The 22404-nt window shown below is 42.5% G+C and carries 17 protein-coding genes and 2 pseudogenes; 13 read left to right on the forward strand and 6 right to left on the reverse strand.

The annotated features are described in order from the left end of the window. Positions 1 to 1003: 1003 nt before the first annotated feature. From PN466_RS12485 to PN466_RS12495, 3 genes are all read left to right on the forward strand, one after another. Positions 1004 to 1858 (forward strand): class I SAM-dependent methyltransferase, encoded by an 855-nt coding sequence (locus tag PN466_RS12485; RefSeq protein ID WP_271939967.1) that lies wholly within the window; start codon positions 1004 to 1006, stop codon positions 1856 to 1858. Continuing rightward, positions 1859 to 2515: a class I SAM-dependent methyltransferase gene (locus PN466_RS12490; RefSeq protein WP_271939968.1), complete on the forward strand. Its 657-nt coding sequence runs from the start codon at positions 1859 to 1861 to the stop codon at positions 2513 to 2515. A gap of 92 nt (positions 2516 to 2607) precedes the next feature. Beyond that, entirely contained in the window at positions 2608 to 3078 is a 471-nt protein-coding gene (locus PN466_RS12495) for a cupin domain-containing protein (protein WP_390889995.1), read from the forward strand. 2 nt (positions 3079 to 3080) lie between these two features. Here PN466_RS12495 and PN466_RS12500 read toward each other — a convergent pair. The 6 genes and pseudogenes from PN466_RS12500 to PN466_RS12525 all read right to left on the reverse strand — a co-directional run. Then, positions 3081 to 3260 (reverse strand): annotated as a pseudogene (locus PN466_RS12500) (hypothetical protein); the annotation flags it as partial. Between the two features lie 192 nt (positions 3261 to 3452). After that, positions 3453 to 4127, reverse strand: a pseudogene (locus tag PN466_RS12505) (transposase); the annotation flags it as partial. Positions 4128 to 4364: 237 nt separating this feature from the next. Then, positions 4365 to 5216, reverse strand: a complete 852-nt coding sequence (locus PN466_RS12510) for a TIGR02452 family protein (RefSeq protein ID WP_271939970.1) — start codon at positions 5214 to 5216, stop codon at positions 4365 to 4367. A 222-nt stretch (positions 5217 to 5438) separates the two neighbouring features. Beyond that, a complete protein-coding gene (locus PN466_RS12515; protein WP_271939971.1) occupies positions 5439 to 5615 on the reverse strand; it encodes a hypothetical protein in 177 nt (58 codons plus the stop codon). Positions 5616 to 5960: 345 nt separating this feature from the next. Further along, a complete protein-coding gene (locus PN466_RS12520; protein ID WP_271939972.1) occupies positions 5961 to 6077 on the reverse strand; it encodes a photosystem II reaction center protein I in 117 nt (38 codons plus the stop codon). A gap of 151 nt (positions 6078 to 6228) precedes the next feature. Continuing rightward, positions 6229 to 7290, reverse strand: a complete 1062-nt coding sequence (locus tag PN466_RS12525; protein ID WP_271939973.1) for a hypothetical protein — start codon at positions 7288 to 7290, stop codon at positions 6229 to 6231. A gap of 102 nt (positions 7291 to 7392) precedes the next feature. Here PN466_RS12525 and PN466_RS12530 point away from each other — a divergent pair, with 102 nt between their 5' ends. From PN466_RS12530 to PN466_RS12575, 10 genes are all read left to right on the forward strand, one after another. Next, complete coding sequence (locus PN466_RS12530) at positions 7393 to 10455, forward strand: alpha-mannosidase (RefSeq protein ID WP_271939974.1); 3063 nt, start codon at positions 7393 to 7395, stop codon at positions 10453 to 10455. A 176-nt stretch (positions 10456 to 10631) separates the two neighbouring features. After that, positions 10632 to 10907, forward strand: coding sequence for an RNA recognition motif domain-containing protein (locus PN466_RS12535; protein WP_271939975.1), 276 nt, complete (start codon positions 10632 to 10634; stop codon positions 10905 to 10907). A 275-nt stretch (positions 10908 to 11182) separates the two neighbouring features. Next, the gene (locus tag PN466_RS12540; RefSeq protein WP_271939976.1) at positions 11183 to 11467 is read left to right on the forward strand and encodes an RNA recognition motif domain-containing protein; all 285 of its coding nucleotides are present in this window, start codon (positions 11183 to 11185) and stop codon (positions 11465 to 11467) included. Positions 11468 to 11731: 264 nt separating this feature from the next. Next, entirely contained in the window at positions 11732 to 12016 is a 285-nt protein-coding gene (locus PN466_RS12545) for an RNA recognition motif domain-containing protein (protein WP_271939977.1), read from the forward strand. 264 nt (positions 12017 to 12280) lie between these two features. Next, positions 12281 to 13051, forward strand: a complete 771-nt coding sequence (gene cbiQ, locus PN466_RS12550) for a cobalt ECF transporter T component CbiQ (RefSeq protein ID WP_271939978.1) — start codon at positions 12281 to 12283, stop codon at positions 13049 to 13051. A gap of 36 nt (positions 13052 to 13087) precedes the next feature. Next, on the forward strand, positions 13088 to 15304 hold the full coding sequence (locus PN466_RS12555) for an ATP-binding protein (protein WP_271939979.1): 2217 nt from the start codon (positions 13088 to 13090) through the stop codon (positions 15302 to 15304). A gap of 120 nt (positions 15305 to 15424) precedes the next feature. After that, complete coding sequence (locus PN466_RS12560) at positions 15425 to 15865, forward strand: response regulator (RefSeq protein WP_271939980.1); 441 nt, start codon at positions 15425 to 15427, stop codon at positions 15863 to 15865. 146 nt (positions 15866 to 16011) lie between these two features. After that, the gene (locus PN466_RS12565; RefSeq protein WP_271939983.1) at positions 16012 to 18264 is read left to right on the forward strand and encodes an EAL domain-containing protein; all 2253 of its coding nucleotides are present in this window, start codon (positions 16012 to 16014) and stop codon (positions 18262 to 18264) included. 159 nt (positions 18265 to 18423) lie between these two features. Then, the gene (locus PN466_RS12570) at positions 18424 to 19425 is read left to right on the forward strand and encodes a GNAT family N-acetyltransferase (RefSeq protein ID WP_271939981.1); all 1002 of its coding nucleotides are present in this window, start codon (positions 18424 to 18426) and stop codon (positions 19423 to 19425) included. A 312-nt stretch (positions 19426 to 19737) separates the two neighbouring features. Then, positions 19738 to 22404 (forward strand): filamentous hemagglutinin N-terminal domain-containing protein (locus PN466_RS12575; protein WP_271939982.1); only part of this gene is annotated, 2667 nt, incomplete at its 3' end.

The following is a 22404-nucleotide window of genomic DNA, read 5'->3' on the forward strand; positions in this document are numbered from 1 at the left end:
GGCCCTCTTTTGCTTGATGGTAGGCTACGCCCAGGGACTCTCTACTCTGGTGGGGGACTATCTTAAGGAGTCGGGGCATTGCTTTGCTTGGACACTCTTCATTTATATCGTAACTTATTCATCGGACTTGATATCACTTGCCAAGTTCAATCAATAGGAAATCTCTCAAGGGGTGACAAGGCAGCTCAGAGGCCGCTATCGCGACCTTTTTCGGTAGTATTTTTCTGAAAACATCAACTGAAAACTTGCGATACTCCTACAGAGTCGCTTCGCGAACGCTAAAAGATGTAAAGTGATCTGGTAGAGACCACCAAAAATTCAAATGTTCCCTGAATTATACCAGAAAATACTCAAAGCCCATTTTAGTCTTAGATAGAAGCTAATAGAAAGAAATGTGATAATGTTAAGCCTAGTGTGGGGGAGTTATACCCTACTAGTATATTGGGAACTGTTGAGTAAAAAAGGAAGCAGTAGTCTACCAGCAGAAGTGTTGAATGTTAGCTTAATCTCGAAAGAAAGAGGATAGAATGTGGCATTCTATCCTCAAAGATAGGAAAAAACAATCCAACTGGTAGTCTCATTAGTCAGGGTAATCCCACAGAGCTTCTCATCTGTTTTGGACAATCTCATGGTGGAAAATTCACCGATCATGTCCATGGGGAATAAAAACAATGTTCAAAAATCGTAAAACTGGAGGCTATAATCTGGAACATACGAGAGTTCATGACCAACGGTTATTAGCCACAATTTTAGTAATAGTTATTACTATGTCTCAGTTTTAGCCATTGAGCTTCTATCTTAATTTTCGGAAAATGACAGAAAAGGAAGTATGCTCTGATTGTTGCTTATAATATAGATAACTGGCTGTAGCAAGAAATGGAGATTTTAGATAAATTACATGGCTTAAGTCTTGTCAAACTTACTCACTTAGAAGATTATATCCATCAATCATTAAATCAAGAAACTAGCAATCCATTAAAAGCATCGTAGATTACACTAAAAGATGAAAGAATGTCCCGTTTGTCAAGCACCTCTTAAACCCTGGCGATCGCCAAGTCTATTATACTGCGAACAGTGCGATATCTGGGTTTCTGATTTCAACGCTGATGTCACACAGCACTCAGAAACCATTATTGAAGAAAATCGCGCCCAAGGATTAAAACAACTGCGCCTCAGTAATTTTAATACAATTCTTGACCTTTTGAAAACCCATGGCCCCTTAGGAAATCAGCATCTTTGTGATGTTGGATGTGCCTATGGATGGTTCCTGGAAGCAGCCACACAGCGGGGAATGGAAGCGGTAGGAATTGAACCGGAAGAATCGGTTGCTTTACAGGGAATTGCCGAAGGACACACCATTAAAATTGGCTATTTTCCCGACTGCTTAGAAGACTCAGCACGCTATGATATCATGTCCTTTAATGATTCCCTTGAACATTTACCTAATTTACCTGCTATTTTCCAAGCTTGTTATCATCACCTCAACCCTGGCGACAAACTGATCATTAACATCCCGAATAGTCAAGGGATCTTCTTCAAAATAGCTAAAAAACTAGCTCAAATCGGATATACTAACCCTTGGGATAGATTGTGGCAGAAACAATATCCATTTCCCCATCTGATTTATGTCAATCCCCAGAACTTAGAACACTATGTAACTCCCTATGGGTTTAAACTACTCCAGAGTCAAACTCTAGAAACTATTCAAATCAAGGGACTTTGGCAACGGTTACGTATGGATAAAAGCTCTGGGTGGCTGATGTCTGCTATACTCTATGTAGCGTTGGTTATCATCTACCCTCTCATTCATAAATGCCCCTCTGATATCCTCCTCCAAATTTATCAAAAAGATTCTTAGATGTTTATTCAACTTGATCCGAATTTTTTAGCCCAAATTGCCACAGATAATGACCGTATTCCCACCCTCTACTATTCTAAAATAACTTTAGTCAGAGCCGTCTTCTGGATGCGGCTCAGATTAATATACTCACTCTTGCAAAATATTCATGTTAAACGAGAAACTTGTCTGGATTTTGGCGGGGGTGGAGGCATTTTCTTGCCGACATTAGCCGAAGCGTTTGATCGCGTCTTTTTCCTCGATCTCGAAGATCGGGAAGCCCATCAAGTCATCGATCGCTATAACTTGCCCAATATTGAGATTATCAAGCAAGATGTCAGTCAAGTCAACCTGCCGGCCCAATCCTTCGATGCCATTATTGCAGCAGATGTTCTCGAACACTTCCAAGACTTATCCCTGCCCACAAATCCGATAAAATCCTGGCTCAAACCCACGGGTGTTTTAATCACCTCTTTGCCCACCGAAAACTGGATTTATCAAGGATTACGAACCGTCTTTAATATTGAAAAGCCCCTCGATCATTATCATACCGGATACGAAGTCGAAGCCTATCTCGAATCTCAAGGATTTCGCCCCATTCGCCGTCAATTTGTGCCTCTCGTGTGGAATCTCTTTCCCCTATTTTTAATTACGGTTTGGCAATTGAGAAACTCTTGATTCTAAAATATAGATGTGTCTCGATTCCTCTTGCTGAGAAAGTTCTTGATCCGGTATACTAAAATAATTACCATCTTATCCAAGTTATTGCTGTGAGCCTCAAACCAACCCCGGCTACATCTATTCCTATATGCTCTAAAAAGACGTTCTATCCTGTCCCTTTTACTTCCCTTATGGAAGGACGAAGCAAAAGAAAATTGGGAGATCACTTCGAGATCGAAAATTTTGGAGTCAATTTAACAGAACTAGCACCGGGTGGAATGTCTGCTCTGCTCCATCATCATACTAAACAAGATGAATTTATATACATCGTTTCGGGAACCCCCACTCTGTTAATTAATGAACAAGAATATCGACTCAATCCTGGAGACTGTATGGGGTTTAAAGCAGGAGATGGTGTTGCTCATCAACTAATTAATCGCACCAAGGAACTCGTCGTTTACTTAGAAATTGGCGATCGCACCCCAGGAGATGAAGTAAACTACCCAAATAACGATCTCAAAGGCACTCAATTAGAAGATGGAGCATGGTCTTTTACCCATAAAGATGGTCGTCCCTATTAACTATCAACCTTAATATCTGTATGATTCAATCGGTAGAACAACCCTCCCATACTAGTCAAACTATTATCGAGTAAGAAATTCAACCAGATTTCAAAGAAGAGGCGAGAGTTGAGAACTGGGTAGTCATGAGCAGACAATGACTTGAGAATCGGTTTGACCAGATTGGTAAAGGATGCTACCATTTAGAGAATATTATTTTGATATTTGAGGATAAAACACCATATTTTATTCTTTTTTTTGGCATTAAACTAACATTAAAAACTTCTGGAGCTTACCCTGATATAATTCCTAAATGTAAGTATTTAAATCATAACTTCTCATGCCATTTCTCTATGAAGTTGCGCTTAATAAGGCATCGACCAAGTAGTCCCATCCTAAGTACAGGACAAAAACTGTAAAGAGTGGTTAAAATCCAAAGGATGCTTTGATTGAGGATGAAGGACGAAGTGACGAAGATGATCGAAACCGAGACCCGAGACGAAATAAGTTTTTGGCTCTGCGTCCATGTTTTTTCACAGATAAAGGCTCAATCTGATGGAGAAATAAACCCATCCGTAGAGACTGCCCATAAGGCTAAAGTTAAAAGAGCAAAGAGTTTTCGCAGACGCTCGGGTTCAGTCAAGTGAGTTGATTCCAGGCAAAAACCACGAGGAGTGAAAATGCCAAAGAGGGTTTCAATCCCCCAACGCAAAGCATAATCGTCAACAATTCCTTTACTGCCCTGAGGACTAATGACAACCAGAAGCTGACCATCATCAAGACGCATCCCCTTGCAGTTGTTGAGACTCACCCTTTCTCAAATGAGAAAAGAGAACTCGGACCGGTAAGCACTTTCCCTTGTGTTCAATGCGATCGCTCTGTCGAATCCTGAGCCGGAAAGCCATAGAAGGCGATAGCAGCAAGTATCTCACCCAAGCCTTTCCGATAAACTCCCGATCTCCACAGATGAAGGCAATTTCAGCATCAGGGAAAAGACGATCAAAGGCTTCAATCAATCTGATTCTCTCATCGCTGTTGCTATTGCCTTTCTTCGAGAGTATCGACCACAAAGGATACTCTGGCTCTATGCCATCCCAAATGGGGTTGGAGAGCTTGCTTTAATTGGCTATAGTGGTTCATGGGGTTTCTGATGAAGTAGCTAATTCTGATGAAACCCGATCTGCCTCTTCTTTTCAAGCTTTTTGTCCTGTACTAAGATGTGATTCACGTTCGTCATAGTAAACAAGCACTTTTAACGGCTGAAGATTGGGAAGAAGAATAGAGAGCGATCGTTTTTTTTGAAACTTCTATGAGGTGGAACTAAATCGGTGTTCAAATTCAGCTAAAATGTGTTGCTGTTTGTTCGAGGAGAGTACGGAGAATAATACGCTTTTGAATCGTCCCCAAAAGGGTTGATGGGGTAAAAGAAAGTCAGCAAAAGTTTGGGCAACCTGTGCAGGATTATTCCTAAAAACGCCACATCCCCAAGCCCCTAAGACTAAAGTATCGCAACCGTGATGTGCCGCTAGAGTCAAGACTTTACTGGTGCGATCGCGCAATACTTCGGGAATGTGTTGGAGCTGTTTGGGATTATTCCGGGTTATTGCCCCAGCATTCGGAGCCGGACTAGTAATAAAATCAACCAGATAGGGAGCCTCTAGCAAGGTACCATCATCTTGGCGAAAAACAGGACAATGGGCTGAATAAATCATCCGATTGGAGTATAAGAGATCGCGATGGGCGCGGTGATAGTCGTAGTATTGGCGGCATCGAGTTAAACTTTGGTACAGTGCCGAACTGCGAGCTAAACTTTCTTCCTGAGCGTGAGCGCCATTGAGGAATCCACCTCCGGGATTTTTAGAGGAGGCAAAATTAAGCACCCCAATTTTTTCAAACTCTTGCGATCGCGCGAGACGCTCTGCACCGGACAACGTCATTTCATTTCTAACCACAAATTCAGTATTCTCAAACTGGGGAGCCGAAGGAAGAACCTGCTTTTCAATGGTAATTAGAGCTTCGGGTTCATAGTATCTTGTTCCTGCTAAACAGGCTTTAATCTCCTGCTCGATCTTGATGATTTGCCCTTGTTCCCCATGATAAGAGCCAGTTTTCAGAATGTTGAGCGTATCTTGGGCGATCGCCCTACGTTTCATCTTCATCTCGATACCTCGAAACCCAAGAGGGTCTTAAAAGCGCAAATTTGCCCCTATTTGTATATTAACCGAAAAGCGATCGCTATTTTGAATTTGTTTTAATTCCCAGTTGGCTTTTCCATATCGTAGGAAAACGTGGGTTAAATTAAGTGAAGTTATCAATCACCTCATCCACAATTTCATCAATCATGGGTAATTCACTCTGGATAATCGTTAACTGACATACTCTCAACTCTTGAGACTCTTAATTGTTTCCTCCAGTTCTAAAAAAAACTGATATTCTCTCATCCACTCGACATATTCTAAGTCTCCACCTTCCATATCTTCTGCTGCGAGTGTATCCTGGAACTGGCTCGATCGCTGTTGATATTTCTCTTCAAAATAATCCAGCCGCTTTCTGGCCATTTTTTTGCTGTTTTCTCACCTGTAGAGTTCGGCAGCGATCTCCTTTTTAAGCAGTTCCTTCACTTCCTCTGGTTGGTCAGTTTTGAAAATAATCTCTGCCATATTTTCACTGCTTCAATTTTAGATGGCATTTTAAACGATGACGAATCTTCAAAAATTTGTAATTGATATCAATAGCTATTGATTCAGCGTCGATGACTCTACGCCTTGCCTACCCTACCTGTCACTATAATTGATTCAACGGACTTGATCTGATTTGCTCAAGAGATTGCGCTACCTGGAGAGCATCAAGTAGCGCAATTCACAATAATTAACGGATATTTCCGTATTCTAACCCAAAAATGACTATTCCAAGTCGCGACGACCAGGGTTACGAGATGGGTCACTCGATAGGAACCCAAATACAAATAAAGCTGCAAAGAAAAGCACAATAATATTAACAACGATTTTGAGCGTGAGCATTTATGTTTCTCCGAACAGATAGGCTTTGGATTATCATATCGAAATTTGGCTGAAAAACCTAGTAGAGGATGGGCAGGATGGGGGGGACACGCAAACGAAGGTGCTCCCTGAGCGGAGTCGAAGGGAGCGTTAATCATTAGCCATTACCCATTTACACTTCTTCATTGAGCCAACGTAAGACTTTAATCACCTGTTCTTCTACTTTAAGAAAGAGGTGATCGAGCCAGAGCAAGAATTTTTCCGTGGGCGATAGGATATATTCATGGCCAGTGGCTTGAGTTTCAATATAATCTGGTGCAGATTCTGGAGTACTGGACGCTTGCGGTTGACTGATGGATGAGGGTTCGGTGCGATCGCCAATTGTACCAAATAACTCTTCTGAGCTTAACCATGGATCATCGGTTTTGATAAATGCGGTTTGGGCGATGGGTTGGGGGGAGGGAGTTTTGGGTTTAGAGCGTTGTTCGGATGAGCGATTAGAGTTAAAGCCTGTAGGAGGATGGAGATCTAAAGAAGTCAGCCAAGGGGCGTTAATGCTCAAGGTATTCAGTTGGGGAATAGGCTGGGGTTGGTGGGTTTGAGATTCACCAAAGCTATCAATGGCTAGAGCAACTTCACTTTGCTCCATCCAAGCCATCAGTTGCCAAAAGCGCCGTATGGGCGGAAATAGGTGGGGGCATTGAGCAAGGATAGATAAGGGAATATGAGGTAGGGAAGTTGCGGAAGGGGGGAGGAGTTTTTGGACGATCGCTTGTTGAATGGTTTGCTGCTGTTGGGGCGTTAAAATATCAAGGGTTTGATTGGTTTGGGAGATGAGGACTAATTTGCCCGAGTCGAGTTGACTGGCAATACCTTGCAGCAGTTGTTTAGAAACAGGATAGGGACTTGAGGGAGTCGGTTGAACCAGAGAAGGAAGTTTAACCGGTGGGTTGAGTTGGGTGACTTCCTGTAAAATTTCCAAAATGGAGGTATCGGGTTCTGAGTCTTGGGGTTCTGGGGAGTTCAGCCAAGGGGTGACGTTCTGCTGAAATTGATGATTAATGGTGCGCCCGCTTTGGAAGATCCAATAAATGGGATAAACCATGACTTGGAGCGTCCATTCTGCGGCTACTTTCAGGTGGCGGAGGGCGCGGCTTCCCCGGTCAATCCATTGCTGAGAATGGTATTGAAACGTATTTAAAATCCGACTTTGATAGCGATCGCCAAGAGTCATGTTTTCCCCTCTTAACCCATATGATTGTTTTATTCTATAGCATTTGTGATAAGGGGACGGGGTGGAGAGGATGGGCAATTACCACTTACCAATTACTAATTTATGACTTTATTTCAACAAACGCTGGATCGGTTGAGATCGCTCACTTGCTTGGATCTACAATCTCAATGGTTATGCTGCTCTGACGAGCTTCCCATCAACCAGGGGGTTGATCCTAATATTTGGTCGTCCTGGAGTCCCGTTGAGATTAATACTAAAGGTCATGTGGCTTGGGAAAAAGGTCAAGTCCTCTGGTTTGGACAACGGTTTACTGTTCCTGCACAGTTGCAAGGATATCCCCTAGAAGGATTATGCCTCAGATGGAGCCTGATGTGGTGGGCAGAGGTAGCGCAGGTGTTTGTGAATGGAGAATGTGTCCAGGAAGGGGATCTGTTTGATTGTGCCACTCGGATTTTATTGAGTCCAGAAGTTGTCCCTGGAATGGAGTTTAATTTGGCTGTACGCTTGGTGAGTCCGGGGCACGATCCGGGGGCTATGGTCCGAAGTTTAGCCCTGTTTGAGGGGCAAACAGCGGTCGATCCGGGGTTTATTGCCGATGAGCTAGAAAGTTTGTTTTTGTCTGGAACGGATGATCCGGAGTTTTTAGAGGGGTTGATGGGGGCAATTTCCAGATTAGACTGGTCTAAGGTTGGCGATCGCCCTGAGTTTAATCGTCAGTTAGAGGCACTTGGCGATCGTCTATTCTCCCTTAATCTTCCCCCTAGTCCCCAGATTTTTCTCCTCGGCCATGCTCATCTCGACTTAGCTTGGCTATGGCCGGTGTCCGAAACCTGGGAAGCAGCAAAGCGAACGTTTACATCCGTGTTGCAGTTGCAGGCAGAATTCCCTGAGCTTACCTTTGGTCATTCTACTCCCGCCTTGTATGCTTGGCTCGAACATCATCAACCCCATTTATTTAATACGATCAAAAATCGAGTTCGCGAGGGCAGATGGGAAATCATTGCTGGCTTGTGGGTTGAACCCGAATTTAATTTAGTTAGTGGCGAATCAATTATTCGTCAAGTCTTATATGGACAACGCTATATTCGCGAACAATTTGGAGTACTTAACCGGGTCGCTTGGTTGCCCGATAGTTTTGGATTTTGTTGGCAACTACCGCAAATTCTCAAGTCAGGAAAGATGGATTATTTTGTGACTCAAAAACTCCGTTGGAATGATACCAATGAGTTTCCCTATGAAGTATTTTTCTGGCAAGGTTTGGATGGCACTCAGATATTAAGTCTGATGTCTGCACCCATTGGTGAAGGGATTGATCGGGTCAAGTTAACCCGTTATGCCATGGAGAGCAAAGAGAGGACAGGGAAAGCACAAGTCCTTGGTTTACCAGGAGTTGGCGATCATGGAGGGGGCCCGAGTCGGGATATGCTGGAGGTCGCGAGGCGATCGCAGGAATCTCGTCTTTTCCCCCGCCTTCAGTTCACCACAGCTCACACTTATTTAGACCATTTAGCACAAGAAAAAGACTATCCCATTTGGGCAGATGAATTATACTTAGAGTTTCATCGAGGCTGTTATACCAGTCACGCCGATCAGAAATTTTATAACCGTTGTTGCGAGCGGTTATTATATCAAGCGGAACTCTGGTCAAGTTGTGCCAGTTTATTAACGGGATACGACTATCCTCAAGTCAGATTAGAGCAGGCTTGGAAATCAGTATTATTTAATCAATTTCATGATATTTTACCGGGGTCTTCAATTCCGGAAGTCTTTCAAGAAGCGAATCAGGAATGGCAACAGGTTATTGAAATAACAGAAGAAATCATTCAGCAGGCTTTAGGGGCGATTGCCTCTCAAATTTCCCTTCCCGAACCTCCAACTTTGGGGGCACAACCCCTCCTAATTTTCAATCCCCTCAACTGGTTCCGTTCTGAGGTCGTGTCTATGACTTTGCCAGAAGGGATTCTGTCGGCTAAGATTTTGGATACAGATGGACAAGAATGGGTCAGTCAAATTGAAAATAACTTAATCTACTTCTTGACTCCGAATATTCCTTCAGTGGGCTATCAACTGGTTTGGTTCGTGCCGAATACTGAACCGGTTTTATCGGTGGATTATCCCAAGGAGTTTACGCTGAAAAATGAATCCCTTGAAGTCACCCTCGATCCGGCAACTGGGGATATCCTAGAATTGTGCGATCGCCCGAATCATCGCTCAGTCCTTAGGGGTTTAGGAAATCAACTACAAGCCTTTGTCGATCAAGGGCAATATTGGGATGCTTGGAATATTGATCCCGATTATCAGAAGTTCCCTTTGCCACCAACACAATTAGAATCAATGGACTGGGAAAGCTATGGAGAACTGGTGAAAACGATTAAAGTGGTTCGCACGATTGGACAGTCTAAAATCACTCAGTATTATACGTTATTGGGGAATGACAATCAACTGAGAATTACCACTGGTGTGAATTGGCAAGAACGTCACACGCTTTTGAAAGTAAGCTTTCCAGTACAGCTACAAGCCGATTATATGACGTATGAAATTCCTTGTGGTGCAATTCGCCGTTCTACCCATTTCAAGACTGAGCAAGATCAGGCAAAATGGGAAGTGCCTGCTCTCAACTGGGCAGATCTAACAGATGAGGTTCAAAATTATGGTGTTAGTGTACTAACCGATTATAAGTCAGGGTACGATCCCCATCCGGATCAACTGCGATTAAGTTTACTGCGCGGTTCAACTTGGCCCGATCCAGAAGCCGATTTAGGAGAGCATGAATTTAAGTATGCACTCTATCCCCATGGGGGCAGTTGGGAAGCAGCAGGAACAGTCCAACGGGGATATGAATTGAATTGTCCTTTACAAGTTTATTCCTGTCCCTTATTGAATCGCGATCAACCCGGAAGTGAGAAGACCAGAATCAGTTATTTAGCGTTCTCATCAAGTGCTTGGATTTTGACGGCTCTTAAGAAATCTGAAGATAATCCGTACCATTGGATCGTTAGAGGTTATGAGTCTCAAGGAAAAACTGAGCGTATAGACGTGAAAAACAACCTAGGTCTTGATTATGGAAACCGGGTTAATTTATTAGAAGAAGAGGATGGAAATACCCCGTTAGAGATTCAACCTTGGGAAATCCTGACGTTGAAGCTCCGCCAAGAGCAGACCTAGAAGGTGACGCTTAGAGCTAAAGTAAAGGAAAATTAATTATGATTCATAATTGTTGCCCCATGCTAAACTAAGGGGTGAAGACTTTGATCGGTAGATCCCTTGGTTCGCTTACATTGGCTTGAAGGGTAAGATCCGAATCTAAAACTTCTATTTGCTATTGATTCTAGAGGTAATGCATGACTGTATATGTTGGTAATCTTTCTTTTCAGGCCAGTGAAGAGGATATCAGAGAGATATTTGAAGATTATGGAACGGTGGACAAAGTGTCTTTGCCTCTTGACCGTGAATCAGGGAAGAAGCGCGGCTTTGCTTTTGTAGAGATGACTTCGGAGACAGAAGAGGAAGCGGCAATAGAGGCCCTTGATGGAGCCGAGTGGATGGGTAGAGTGATCAAAGTCAATAAGGCTAAACCTCGTGAACCCCGTGGTGGAAATCGCAATCGGGGGTTTTAACACCAAGAAGAGTAGGATAACAAAGTGAGGTTAAAAATCAATGGTAGGGCGATCGCCAAAAAGAATTAGGTCAGCTTTTGATCGGGGGGTCGCCAACCTATTTTTAACCAACACAGTTGGCCGAGAAAAGAATCTTCATCAAGCAGCTATATCAGCTCTGGTCTGTGCTAAACTGTCTACTGAAGACTAAAATCGGTAGATCACTGTGTTTGTGTTAATGCTTGGCGTATCTCCGAATAGCAACTTCTGCACCTAAATGATTCCGGAGGTATCGCATGTCCGTTTATATTGGTAATTTATCTTATAAAGTCAACGAAGAGGATGTTAGAGAGGTCTTTACTGAATATGGCAGTGTAACGCGGGTGAGTTTGCCCGTTGATAAGGAAACTGGACGTAAGCGTGGCTTTGGTTTTGTGGAAATGGAAACTGAAGCTGATGAAGACAAAGCTATTGATGAACTTGACGGCGCTGAATGGATGGATCGAATTTTGAAAGTGAATAAAGCCAAACCCCGTGAACAACGGTCAAATAATAAAGGATTTTCCCGTTCACGCTACTAAAACGTAAGATCCATGAGAGGATTCAGCCATAATCAGAGTGCTCTGACAGACTGGATCTTCTGTCGCTCCAACGTTTTAGATTCCGATCAAGCTGATTTGTTCAAAGGCTTATCTGCTACTTTAGCACTTCATTATCCAGTTAATTAACCAGTAATTGTGCCTTAATTAACTGGAGAGGGCGATCGGGTCTTCAACTGTGACCCTAGCCCATGGGAAGTGCTAGATCAATGTATACACCTAATCCATTCGTTCTAGAGGTAATTCATGACCATTTATATCGGTAATTTATCCTATGATGCCACAGAAGACGATCTCAGGGTCGTTTTTACAGACTACGGTTCCGTCAAGCGAGTCACTTTACCGACTGACCGGGAAACGGGACGTATCAGGGGTTTTGCTTTCGTAGATATGCAAGAGGATGCAGAAGAAGAAAGTGCTATTTCCAGCCTTGATGGGGCAGAATGGATGGGTCGCCAGCTTAGAGTCAACAAGGCTAAACCCCGTGAGGATAACAGAGGAGGAGGAGGACGGCGCAGAGATCGCTACTAAGATCTAAGTAGTTTTAAGTAGAGGTTCCTCCTCAGATTGAACGTGAAGTTAGACTCCCCAGATTAATCTGGTGTAGAGAGTATAACTCTTCAAATCCCAAAAATCACTCAGACACAGAAAACCCAGAATTTTTTTGGTGTTATTTGTGTCTTTTTTAAGGCCTCATCTCAATGAATATCATTTTCCTCTCTCTACAGTAGGCATTTGTAGTAAGCATATCAGGATTTGATATAAAAATCAAAAGTTAAAAATAAAACATGCGATATGAGATTAGAACTCGATACTTACGCCGATCTCAACTCTCCTGTGCATCGCTGGGAACCTCGATGTAAGTTCATTGGATTAATGGGGTTAATTTTTTCGTTTTCAGGGATTCAATCTTTAATCTTGTTACCCGTAATGTTAGGAATAACATTGGTCTTCTACGTTATTTCTCGGCTGCCCTGGTCTTTTTTAGGTCAACGTTTGCGCTATCCGGGCTGGTTTTTGTTGGGCATTGTGATCTTTTTACCCTTTATTGCTGGAGAAACCGTGCTGTGGGAATGGGGAGTCGTTTCCGTGCGTTTAGAGGGATGTTTGGCCGTCATTTTAATCAGTGTACGGTTTTTCTGTATTTTGGTATTGGCTTTAATTTTGTTTGGGACAGCTCCATTTTTAATCATGATTAAGGCGATGGGACAATTGGGGTTGCCTTTGGTTTTGGGGGATATGATGCTTTTGAGCTATCGTTATTTAACAGAATTTGGCGATCGCCTGACAACACTAAAAATAGCGTCTCGTTTGCGGGGGTTTAACCCCAAGCGATTCAGTTGGCGGAACATTCAAACCTTAGCCGCTTTAATGGGAACCTTGTTGGTGAGAACCTATGAGCAGTCAGAGCGAGTGTATCAGGCTATGCGTTTGCGGGGGTATGGTTACAGTCGTAGCATGTTAAAATATACCTCATCAATTGATCCCTTAGATTACATCGCGACTCTAGGTGTTTTGGGGATTGCTCTTGGATTGGCGATCGCTCAAATCCTCTTTTACTCTTGATCCTTTCTCTTTTTGATTTGTCCTCGGAGAGATCCTATGTTACTCAATTATGGCAGAGAAATTCCTCCCTACGAACAAGATATTGCTCGTATCGGCTGTATTCAAAACCATGGATTTTTAATAGCTCTGGAAGAACAGAATTTCAGAGTTGTTTATGCCAGCGAGAATATTGAAGACCTCTGTGGACTGCCTCCACAAGAATTACTGGGTCAAAGTGTGGACATACTCATATCTCGAAAGCGCTTAAAAAAAGAGATTGCTAAACTTTCTGAATCTTCGAGCTTCATGATTCATGCCAGACTAAAAAGTCAAAAGCCATTCCGTAAAGTACTATCTGTTTCCATTCATCGCAATTTAGATAATCTGATTATTCTGGAATTTGAAAGCAACCGATCCGGGAAATCATCTGATATGGGGTTAACCTTAGAACTCACGCAAGAAATCAGTAAAAAACTCAAGGTAGACACGGATTTACAACGGTCATGTGAAACCCTGGCACAAGAGATCAAAAGAATCACTCAATTCGATCGAGTGATGATTTACCAATACGATCAAGAGTTTAATGGACAAGTTATTGCCGAAGCTAAAAATGCTGAGATAGAACCCTTTCTGGGTTTGCATTTTCCCAAACAAGATACTCAATTTTGTTTGGAAATATTAGAGAAGATTTGGTCTAGGATGATTCCAGATATTCAATCTAAGACCGTCCCCATACTATCCGATCAATCATCTATTAACGAGCCATCTTTGGATTTAACCCATTCTATTCTACGGGGACATACAAGCTGTCATCAGGAATATCTCAAAAATATGGGAGTGAGGGCCAGTTTAGTTTTGTCTTTAAAGAAGGAAGGAAAGTTATGGGGATTAGTATCTTGCCATCATTCTAGCCCGAAATATATATCCCATGAAGTGAGGCAAGTTGGAGAATTTATTTGTCAATTGTTTTCCATAGAGTTGAGTACCAAAACCGATCATCAAATTTATGAATATCGAGTTGAGTCAAGTAGCGTTCAATCTCAACTTCTGGCCTTCATGGGTCGAGATCATACCTTTATTGATGGTTTGGTCAATCATCAACCCAATTTATTGGATTTAGTGAATGCTCAAGGGGCTGCTATTTTCTGGAATGGATCGTATATTACTCTGGGCCTAACCCCAGAAGAAAAAGATATTACACAGCTCATTGAATGGCTAGATTGTCATCTAAAAGACGATCTTTTTTATACTCAATGTTTGTCTAAAGTCTATCCTCAAGCAGAGGTTTTTGAGAAAATAGCCGTCGGTTTATTGGCAGTGCATATTTCCAAAGAAAATTACCTCCTCTGGTTTCGACCAGAAGTTTTACAGACCATTACTTGGGGCGGCAATCCGTATGAAAAGCAAGAAATTCGGGATGAAAATAACCAACTAAAGCTATTGCCTCGGAATTCTTTTGAAGCCTGGAAAGAAATCATTCGCGGTACATCTTTGCCCTGGAAAAACCATGAAATTGAAGCGGCAAAAGAATTGAGAAAATCTCTAATTCATATTATCTTAAATCAAGTGGATGAGTTGTCGAAGTTAACGAGAGAATTAGAGCGATCTAATGCAGAATTAGAAAAGTTTGCTTATATTGCATCTCATGATTTACAAGAACCCTTGAATCTGATTGCCAGTTATGTAGAACTGCTGGAAATGCGCTATGAAGATCAATTCGATCAAGAGGGAAAAGATTTCTTGGGGTTTGTGGTGGAAGGAGTAAGCCATATGCAAGGCTTGATTGATGATTTATTGACTTATTCAAGAGTGGGAAGAAAAGGACAAAAATTTGTTGCGATCAATGCAGAAGATATTCTAAAACGAAGTTTGGTTAATCTACAGGTTCGGATTGCTGAAGTGCAGGCAAAGATTACCTATGACTCTCTTCCTGATATTCTGGGTGATACAACCCAATTAACACAACTGTTTCAGAATTTAATTAGTAATGCTCTCAAGTTTCACCGGGATGATATTTCCCAGGTTCATATTGGAGTTCGAGAGGAAAGAGAAGAATGGTTGTTTTCAGTACAAGATAATGGGATTGGTATTGAGAAAGAAATGGTGGATCGTATTTTTACCATTTTCCAACGTCTTCATACCCGCGAAGAATACGAAGGTACAGGAATTGGACTGGCTATTTGTAAAAAAATAGTTGAAGTTCATGGGGGTAAAATATGGGTGGAATCCGAAGTGGGTCAAGGGTCAACTTTTTATTTTACTATTCCTAAGTAGACTGTCTAGATGCGACATCGGTTAGGGTGCAACCGGATTAGGCTTGACATTGCTAATCTCCGTGGTTATTATTACTTAAAAGTCCTTAATATTTTTTAATAAAAACAGGCTGTAATTTAAATGACTAATTTGGATCAAGTTCATCGGATTTTAATGATCGAGGATAATTCTGCCCATGTGCGTTTAATTCAAGAAGGGTTTAAACAAATTACTCGGCCGTATCAGATTCGATCGGTAGATAATGGAGTAGATGCGATCGCCTATTTACGTTCTGAACCTCCATTTACAGAACGTCTTCTCCCCGATCTGGTATTGCTTGACTTAAATTTACCTCGCAAAAATGGTCGAGAAGTGCTAGCAGAAATTAAAACTGATCCTAAACTGAAACATATCCCTATTTTGATTTTAAGTACATCTCAACGGCCAGAAGATATCCAAGAAAGCTACCAGTTACATGCCAATTGTTATCTTCATAAACCCAGTAATCTGAAACAACTTTTTCATCTCGTTGAACAAATTGAAACGTTTTGGTTTCGCACTGTTTCCCTTCCTCTGACTTGATCCCTAACGGTTTTAGCCAAAATTGTTAATTTTTGTAAATGGAATAAAGCTTTGATGTTCTAATTGAGACGAATCCTTCTAGAATATAGAAATAAGTTGAAAAACTCTAATATAAAATCTAAATTCATTAAGAAGGGTGATTGACGGTGGAAGACCCCTTAGTTCAGATTCAGATCCTTTTAATTGAAGACAATCGTGCCGAAGCTCGTCTATTACAAGAGCGTTTGAAACAAGCGCCCTCTATGGAGGTTGAGCTTACCCATGTGAGTCGGTTATCAGAAGCTCTCAATCAACTAGAAGAGCAGGTGTTTAAGATAATCTTGCTGGATTTGAGTTTACCAGATGCTCAAGGACTAGAGTCCCTAAATCCTCTGATGGAGAAAGTACCAGATGTACCGATTATTGTATTAACCAATAATACAGATAGTGCCTTAGCGGTAGAAGCGGTACGTCAAGGGGCACAGGATTATTTGATCAAACGACAGTTAAATACGGAGTTGCTGACACGATCATTGCGCTACGCGATTGAACGGAAACAATCCTCTGATGCTCTGCGAAAAGCAAACGAAACTTTAGAACAGCGAGTGATTCAGCGTACGACTGATTTGGTGCAAGCCAATCTACGCCTGAAACAAGAAATTAGCGATCGCCAGAACCTTGAAGAAGCCCTTCAGCAAGAAAAAGAACTGGCTCAAATCACGCTTAATTCTATCGGTGATGCAGTGATTGTCACCAATGTCAATCACCAAATTGAATCTCTCAACCCAGTCGCAGAAAAACTGATGGGTTTAAGCAGTTATGCGACTCAAGGCAGATCGGTTAGTGAAATTTTCTCTAACAGCGATATTAAGCAAAAACCGATTGAAATCTTGATTCATCAATGCCTGGCGACAGGAAAAATTGTTAAAGTCTCGAACTACGCCCTGTACTTTAAGAGCGATCGCCAACATTATATTATTGAACTGTGCATTGCGCCCATTCGCTTAAAGGGTAATCTCCTGGTGGGAACCGTGATTGTTTGCCGAGATGTCACTTCAGCCCGTAACCTCGCCCATCAACTCTCTTGGCAAGCAAGCCACGATCCCCTCACCGGTTTAATTAATCGCCGAGAATTTGAGCAATGCCTCAAAGCTGCTCTTGAGGAAACTCATCAATTGAATCAACAGCATATTTTATGCTATTTAGACTTAGATCAATTCAAAATTGTTAATGATACCTGTGGCCATTCTGCTGGAGATCAACTCCTGCGTCAAATCACTGGTATTCTACAAAGTAATATTCGCAAAACCGATACCTTTGGTCGTCTAGGCGGAGATGAATTTGGATTATTATTGCATTATTGTTCCGTGAATGAAGGACAGAAAGTTGCGCAAAAAATCATTGAAACCATTCAAAGTTTTCGCTTCGTTTGGGAAGATAAACTCTTTACGATAGGAGTTAGTATTGGCTTAGTCCCGATCGATCGATCCATTGAAAATGAACATATTGCCCTGAGTGCCGCTGATACGGCTATGTATGCGGCTAAAGAAGGGGGACGCAACCGAATTCATATTTACCAAATCGAAGATCGAGAAGTGGTGAAACGGCAAGGCGATATGCAATGGGTTGCTCGCATTAATCGTGCCCTAGAAGAGAATCAGTTTTGTTTGTATATCCAACAAATTGTTCCTCTAAATTCCAGGTCTAACACTCGACCTTTTGGCGAACTGTTTATTCGGATGATTGATGGCAAGGGAACTCTTATCCCTCCCATGGCTTTTCTACCAGCGGCTGAACGTTACGATCTGATGCCAGAAATCGATCGATGGGTGATTCGCAATCTATTTAAACAGTTATCTGAGCAGATTGGTCAAGGATCGGGGGTTCAATATAATCGATTCTTGAAGCCAATTTATTTGGTTAATTTATCGGGGGCAAGTTTTAATGACGTTTCGTTTTTAAAGTTCCTCAAAGAACAATTTTGGTTATATCATATTCCCCCCTCTCTAATTGGGTTTGAAATCACTGAAACGGTTGCCATTACGCACTTAAATCAGGCAGTCAGGTTTATTACGGAGTTAAAAGAATTGGGATGTCAATTTGCTTTGGATGATTTTGGCAGTGGCATGTCCTCGTTTACTTATTTGAAACAATTGCCGATTGATTACTTAAAGATTGATGGAACGTTTATTAAGAGTTTAATCGAGGATCGAGTCAATCGGGTGATGGTGGAATCAATTCAGCGCATTGCTCAAGTGATGGGTTTAAAGACGATTGCTGAATCCATTGAAAATGAAGAAATTTTAGCGGAAGTGAAAGCCTTGGGTATTAACTATGCTCAGGGTTATGGAATTCATAAACCCCACCGGTTTACCCTAGAAAAAAAGTTGGAATTGATGTATAGGGCTTTGCCTGGGTAATGGGGAAGAGGAAATCTCAGGGTTTGGAGTGTGTCCCTAATTCCCCTATCCCTCCAAGAAATGTGACGTTTTATTACAATTTTCGGGAATCTGCATAAAATCACCCCGAAAAAATAGAGATCCCTATAGAAGTGCATAACTTTGATTAGGGATGGAACCATGAATTATAGCCATCGATTGGCGACTCTAGAGGATGCAGAGAAAATTGCCCTCCTATGGGCGGAATTTGCCGCAGAGCGCCAAGAAATTGACCCGTCTATGCGGGTAAAACCAAATTTTGACTTTAATGCTTATATTCGCCATCAATTGGCTAAACCGCTCACCTATGCCTGGGTTTTGGAGGTTGAAGAGGCGATCGCCGGTTGCTTGATTATTTATTTCTATGATGAAGCTCCTCCTCCAGAGCTACCGGAGACTTTGGCGGTGGATCAAGATTTAGAGAGTCCGTTTATTTCCCGTCGGGTAGCTTCTGTGTTGGGGTTGTATGTGAAACCGGAACATCGGCAACCGGAAGCCCGATCGAGTTTAGCAAAAATGGCGATCGCCAAAGCCGAAGAACTCAACGTTACTGATATCGACTGGCTCATCAGCGCCGATCAAAGCGGTATTCAAGCCTTGCTCAAACACTCTGGATTTACCCAAGCTGCCGTCCAATTTACCAAACATTATCAACTTGCTCCCCATACCGAACTGCCTCGACTGCATCCCCCCTATCCGGAAATGGATACTCCTCCACCTCCCCATCCAGATGCTATTCCCCTACGAGATACCGCCACTGGGGATTTAATTTGCGATCGCCAGGGCGATCCCGTCTTTATCTTTCCCTTAACCAATGCATCGGGAGAATTAATTAAAACCGGCTCCGGATTACCCATTTATCCTACCCCCTTACGCGATCCACAAACCCAAGAATTTGTCTTTGATCCAGACGGAAATCTCGCCACTTGTCCCGTCGTTCGCGACTCTAGAGGCAACATTGTCGAATATCAAGGCATCGCCCAATTTCATCCTCCTGTGTACCAAATTGTCAATGGCAAACTCTATTTGCAGAAAAATGAGTCAGGAGAATTCGTTTTTTGTGATACAGAGAAAAATGAACGGGGTGAATTAGTGCGATCGCCTTCAGGAATGCCCATATTCAAAAAGGATTTGGTCACCTAATCTCTCATTCACTTTTGCTTGTATTTTTTCATTGGCTAACCCCTTTTAAAAACCACGCTAACTTGATTAGTCCTTGATGAAAATAATCCTGGATATTACCGTTTAATCCAGGGGGCAATTGTTTTACTCTTGAATGATCCCTTGCCGACCTTTGCATCCACAAAACTTTTTCGTGAATCATCAAAACCTGGTCTCATACTCGAGCAGAAAATCCCTCTTCTATGGGAGAAATAGTTCTCTACCAATATCAAAGAGAGAAATCCTTTAAAGTTAACCCATCAATTAAAATACTGTCGCATCCATCCTAAATCCATGAAACTCTCCTATTCTCTGAACCATCATTTTTACCTTACCCTTCTCACCTCCACCCTAGGAATCTGTAGCCTCGCCCCCAAAACCCTCGCCCAACCGATCATTCCCGCCATGGATGGTACAGGAACTATCATCAATCATCAAGGCAATCAATTCAACATTCAAGGTGGACAACTTTCCGGAAACGGACGTAACCTATTCCATAGTCTTGAACAGCTTGGATTATCTCAAGGGCAAATTGCCAACTTTATAAGTACTCCCCAAATCCAGAACATTTTAACTAGAGTCAATGGAGGAAATGCCTCCATTATCAACGGTTTAATTCAAGTCTCTGGTGGCAACTCTAACCTCTTCATTATGAATCCCGCCGGAATTGTATTTGGTTCCAATGCCCAGCTCAATGTTCCCGCCGATTTTATCGCCACTACTGCCACCGCAATTGGCTTTGGTAATGGACAATGGTTTAATGCAGTAGGCGATAATAACTGGAGTCAACTCGTCGGCACGCCCAATGAATTTCGCTTCGATCTCAATGGCTTTGGCAGTATCGTTAACTTCGGAGACTTGAAGCTTTCCGAAGGCTCCGATCTTACTTTAATGGGCGCAAATGTGATAAACATGGGAACCTTAGAAGCCCCTGGCGGAACCATCAATATCGTCGCCATTCCTAACCAACAAATTATTAGAATCACTCAAGAAGGACATCTATTAAGCCTCGATATTCCCTTAGATGAGAATCAGGAAGAATCCCAAATCACACCCCTCCAGCTTCCCGAACTCCTCACCCATTCCGGACTCGATCATGCCGATCAATTTCAAGTTAACGAACAAGGGCAAATTGTTCTCTCCGGAAGTGGTGTAGAAATTCCCGATGTGAATGGAATCTCGATCATCTCCGGAACTGTCAATACATCCGGCGAAAATGGCGGGACAATTAACATCATGGGAGAGCGCATTGGAATCATTGACGGAACTCTCGATGTTTCCGGACTCTTTGATGGTGGAACTCTGAGAATCGGCGGTGACTTTAAGGGAAATTCTACCTTTCCCACAGCCGATATCACTTATATCAATCAAAACTCATTTCTTAATGCTGATTCCCAGCACCTTGGAGACGGTGGAAACATCTACATTTGGTCAGAAAACCTGACTCGATTTGACGGAACAATTAGCGCTACTGGCGGTTTAGAACGTGGGGATGGTGGTTTTGCCGAAATTTCCAGCCGCAACGCTCTCAGATTTAACGGAAAGCTAGATTTAAGCGCAATTAATGGAGACACCGGACAAGTTTTATTCGATCCCAAAAACGTGACCATTGTCGATGGAGCAGAGGGAGCGAATGATTCAGAATTAGAGGATGGCAAAATTTTATGGGATGACAATCCAGAGGAAGATTGGATTATTTCTGAACAAAAACTAGAACAAATGTGGGCAACTAGCGATATCACGATTGAAGCCACAAACAATATCACCATTGAAAACCTGAGCGATAATCTGCTACAAGGCTCTGAATATAGATTAACCTTTGTTGCTGATGCTGACAAGGACGGACAAGGCTCATTTTCCATGGATGCAGGAGATAGAATTTACACTGCTGGACCGGTTAGTATTTCCGGAGCAGGGCTAAGAATTGGCACAATTTCCACTTCATCCGCAGTGGGAGATAGTGGTGAGATTATCCTCGAGAGTAGCCGCAATATTGAAGGCGAGAAATTCTCTACCTATTCGGAAAAATATTCGGCTGGAGATATAACAATTCGGAGTGAAGGGGATGTGGCGATCGCGGATGGAATTACTGCCCGTACTGACGCAAAAGTGACGAACCCTGCCCAGGGCGGTAATGTGGACATTATTGCTCAGAGTGGGAATATAACCATCACCAATGGAGTTGATACTTCTAGTGGAATCTTGAACGACAATCCAGGAGATGGAGGAGATATCACGATTCGATCTGTTGATGGATATATTGAAACTGGGGAATTAAGCAGTGGTGTAGAAGATGGGAAGGCGGGCAACATTGTCCTAGAAGCTGGCGAACATATTACTGTTGAAAAAGTGACAGCTTTTGCTGAAACAACAGGAAATGGTGGTGGTGTTACCCTTACTGCTGGAGAAGATATTGAGATAGGTCGTATTAGTACGGGTACAATTGGTTCGAGTTCAGGCGATAATAGTGGAGGAGATGTAGAGATTGCCAGCAAGAACGGAACAGTTACCACCAATTCGATTATCACGGGTGTTTTGGGTAAGGGGGATGGAGGAGATATTACTATCTCTAGCTATGGCGATATTAGAACAGAAGAACTCTTATCAGGAAGCGTAGAAGGCACACCTGGAGATATTACCATTACCTCTGAAAATGGCAGTTTTACGATTGATTTTGGACTCTTAAGAGACTACATTATTAGTCGCTGTGGAGGGTCTTTCGATTGCGATCATTCTGACGATACAATTACAATTGCTAGACACTTCGAGCTTGCAGGGAAACGAGTCTTCTTGTTGGGAACGCTATCAGGCACAATTAAGATTAATCTTACTCAATCTCCAGTAACAGACCCAGAACCCGTTCAACCGGAGCCCGAACCTGTTCAACCGGAGCCCGAACCTGTTCAACCGGAACCCGAACCTGTTCAACCGGAACCCGAACCTGTTCAACCGGAACCCGAA

This window comes from Roseofilum reptotaenium CS-1145, from assembly GCF_028330985.1.
Lineage (GTDB): Bacteria > Cyanobacteriota > Cyanobacteriia > Cyanobacteriales > Desertifilaceae > Roseofilum > Roseofilum reptotaenium.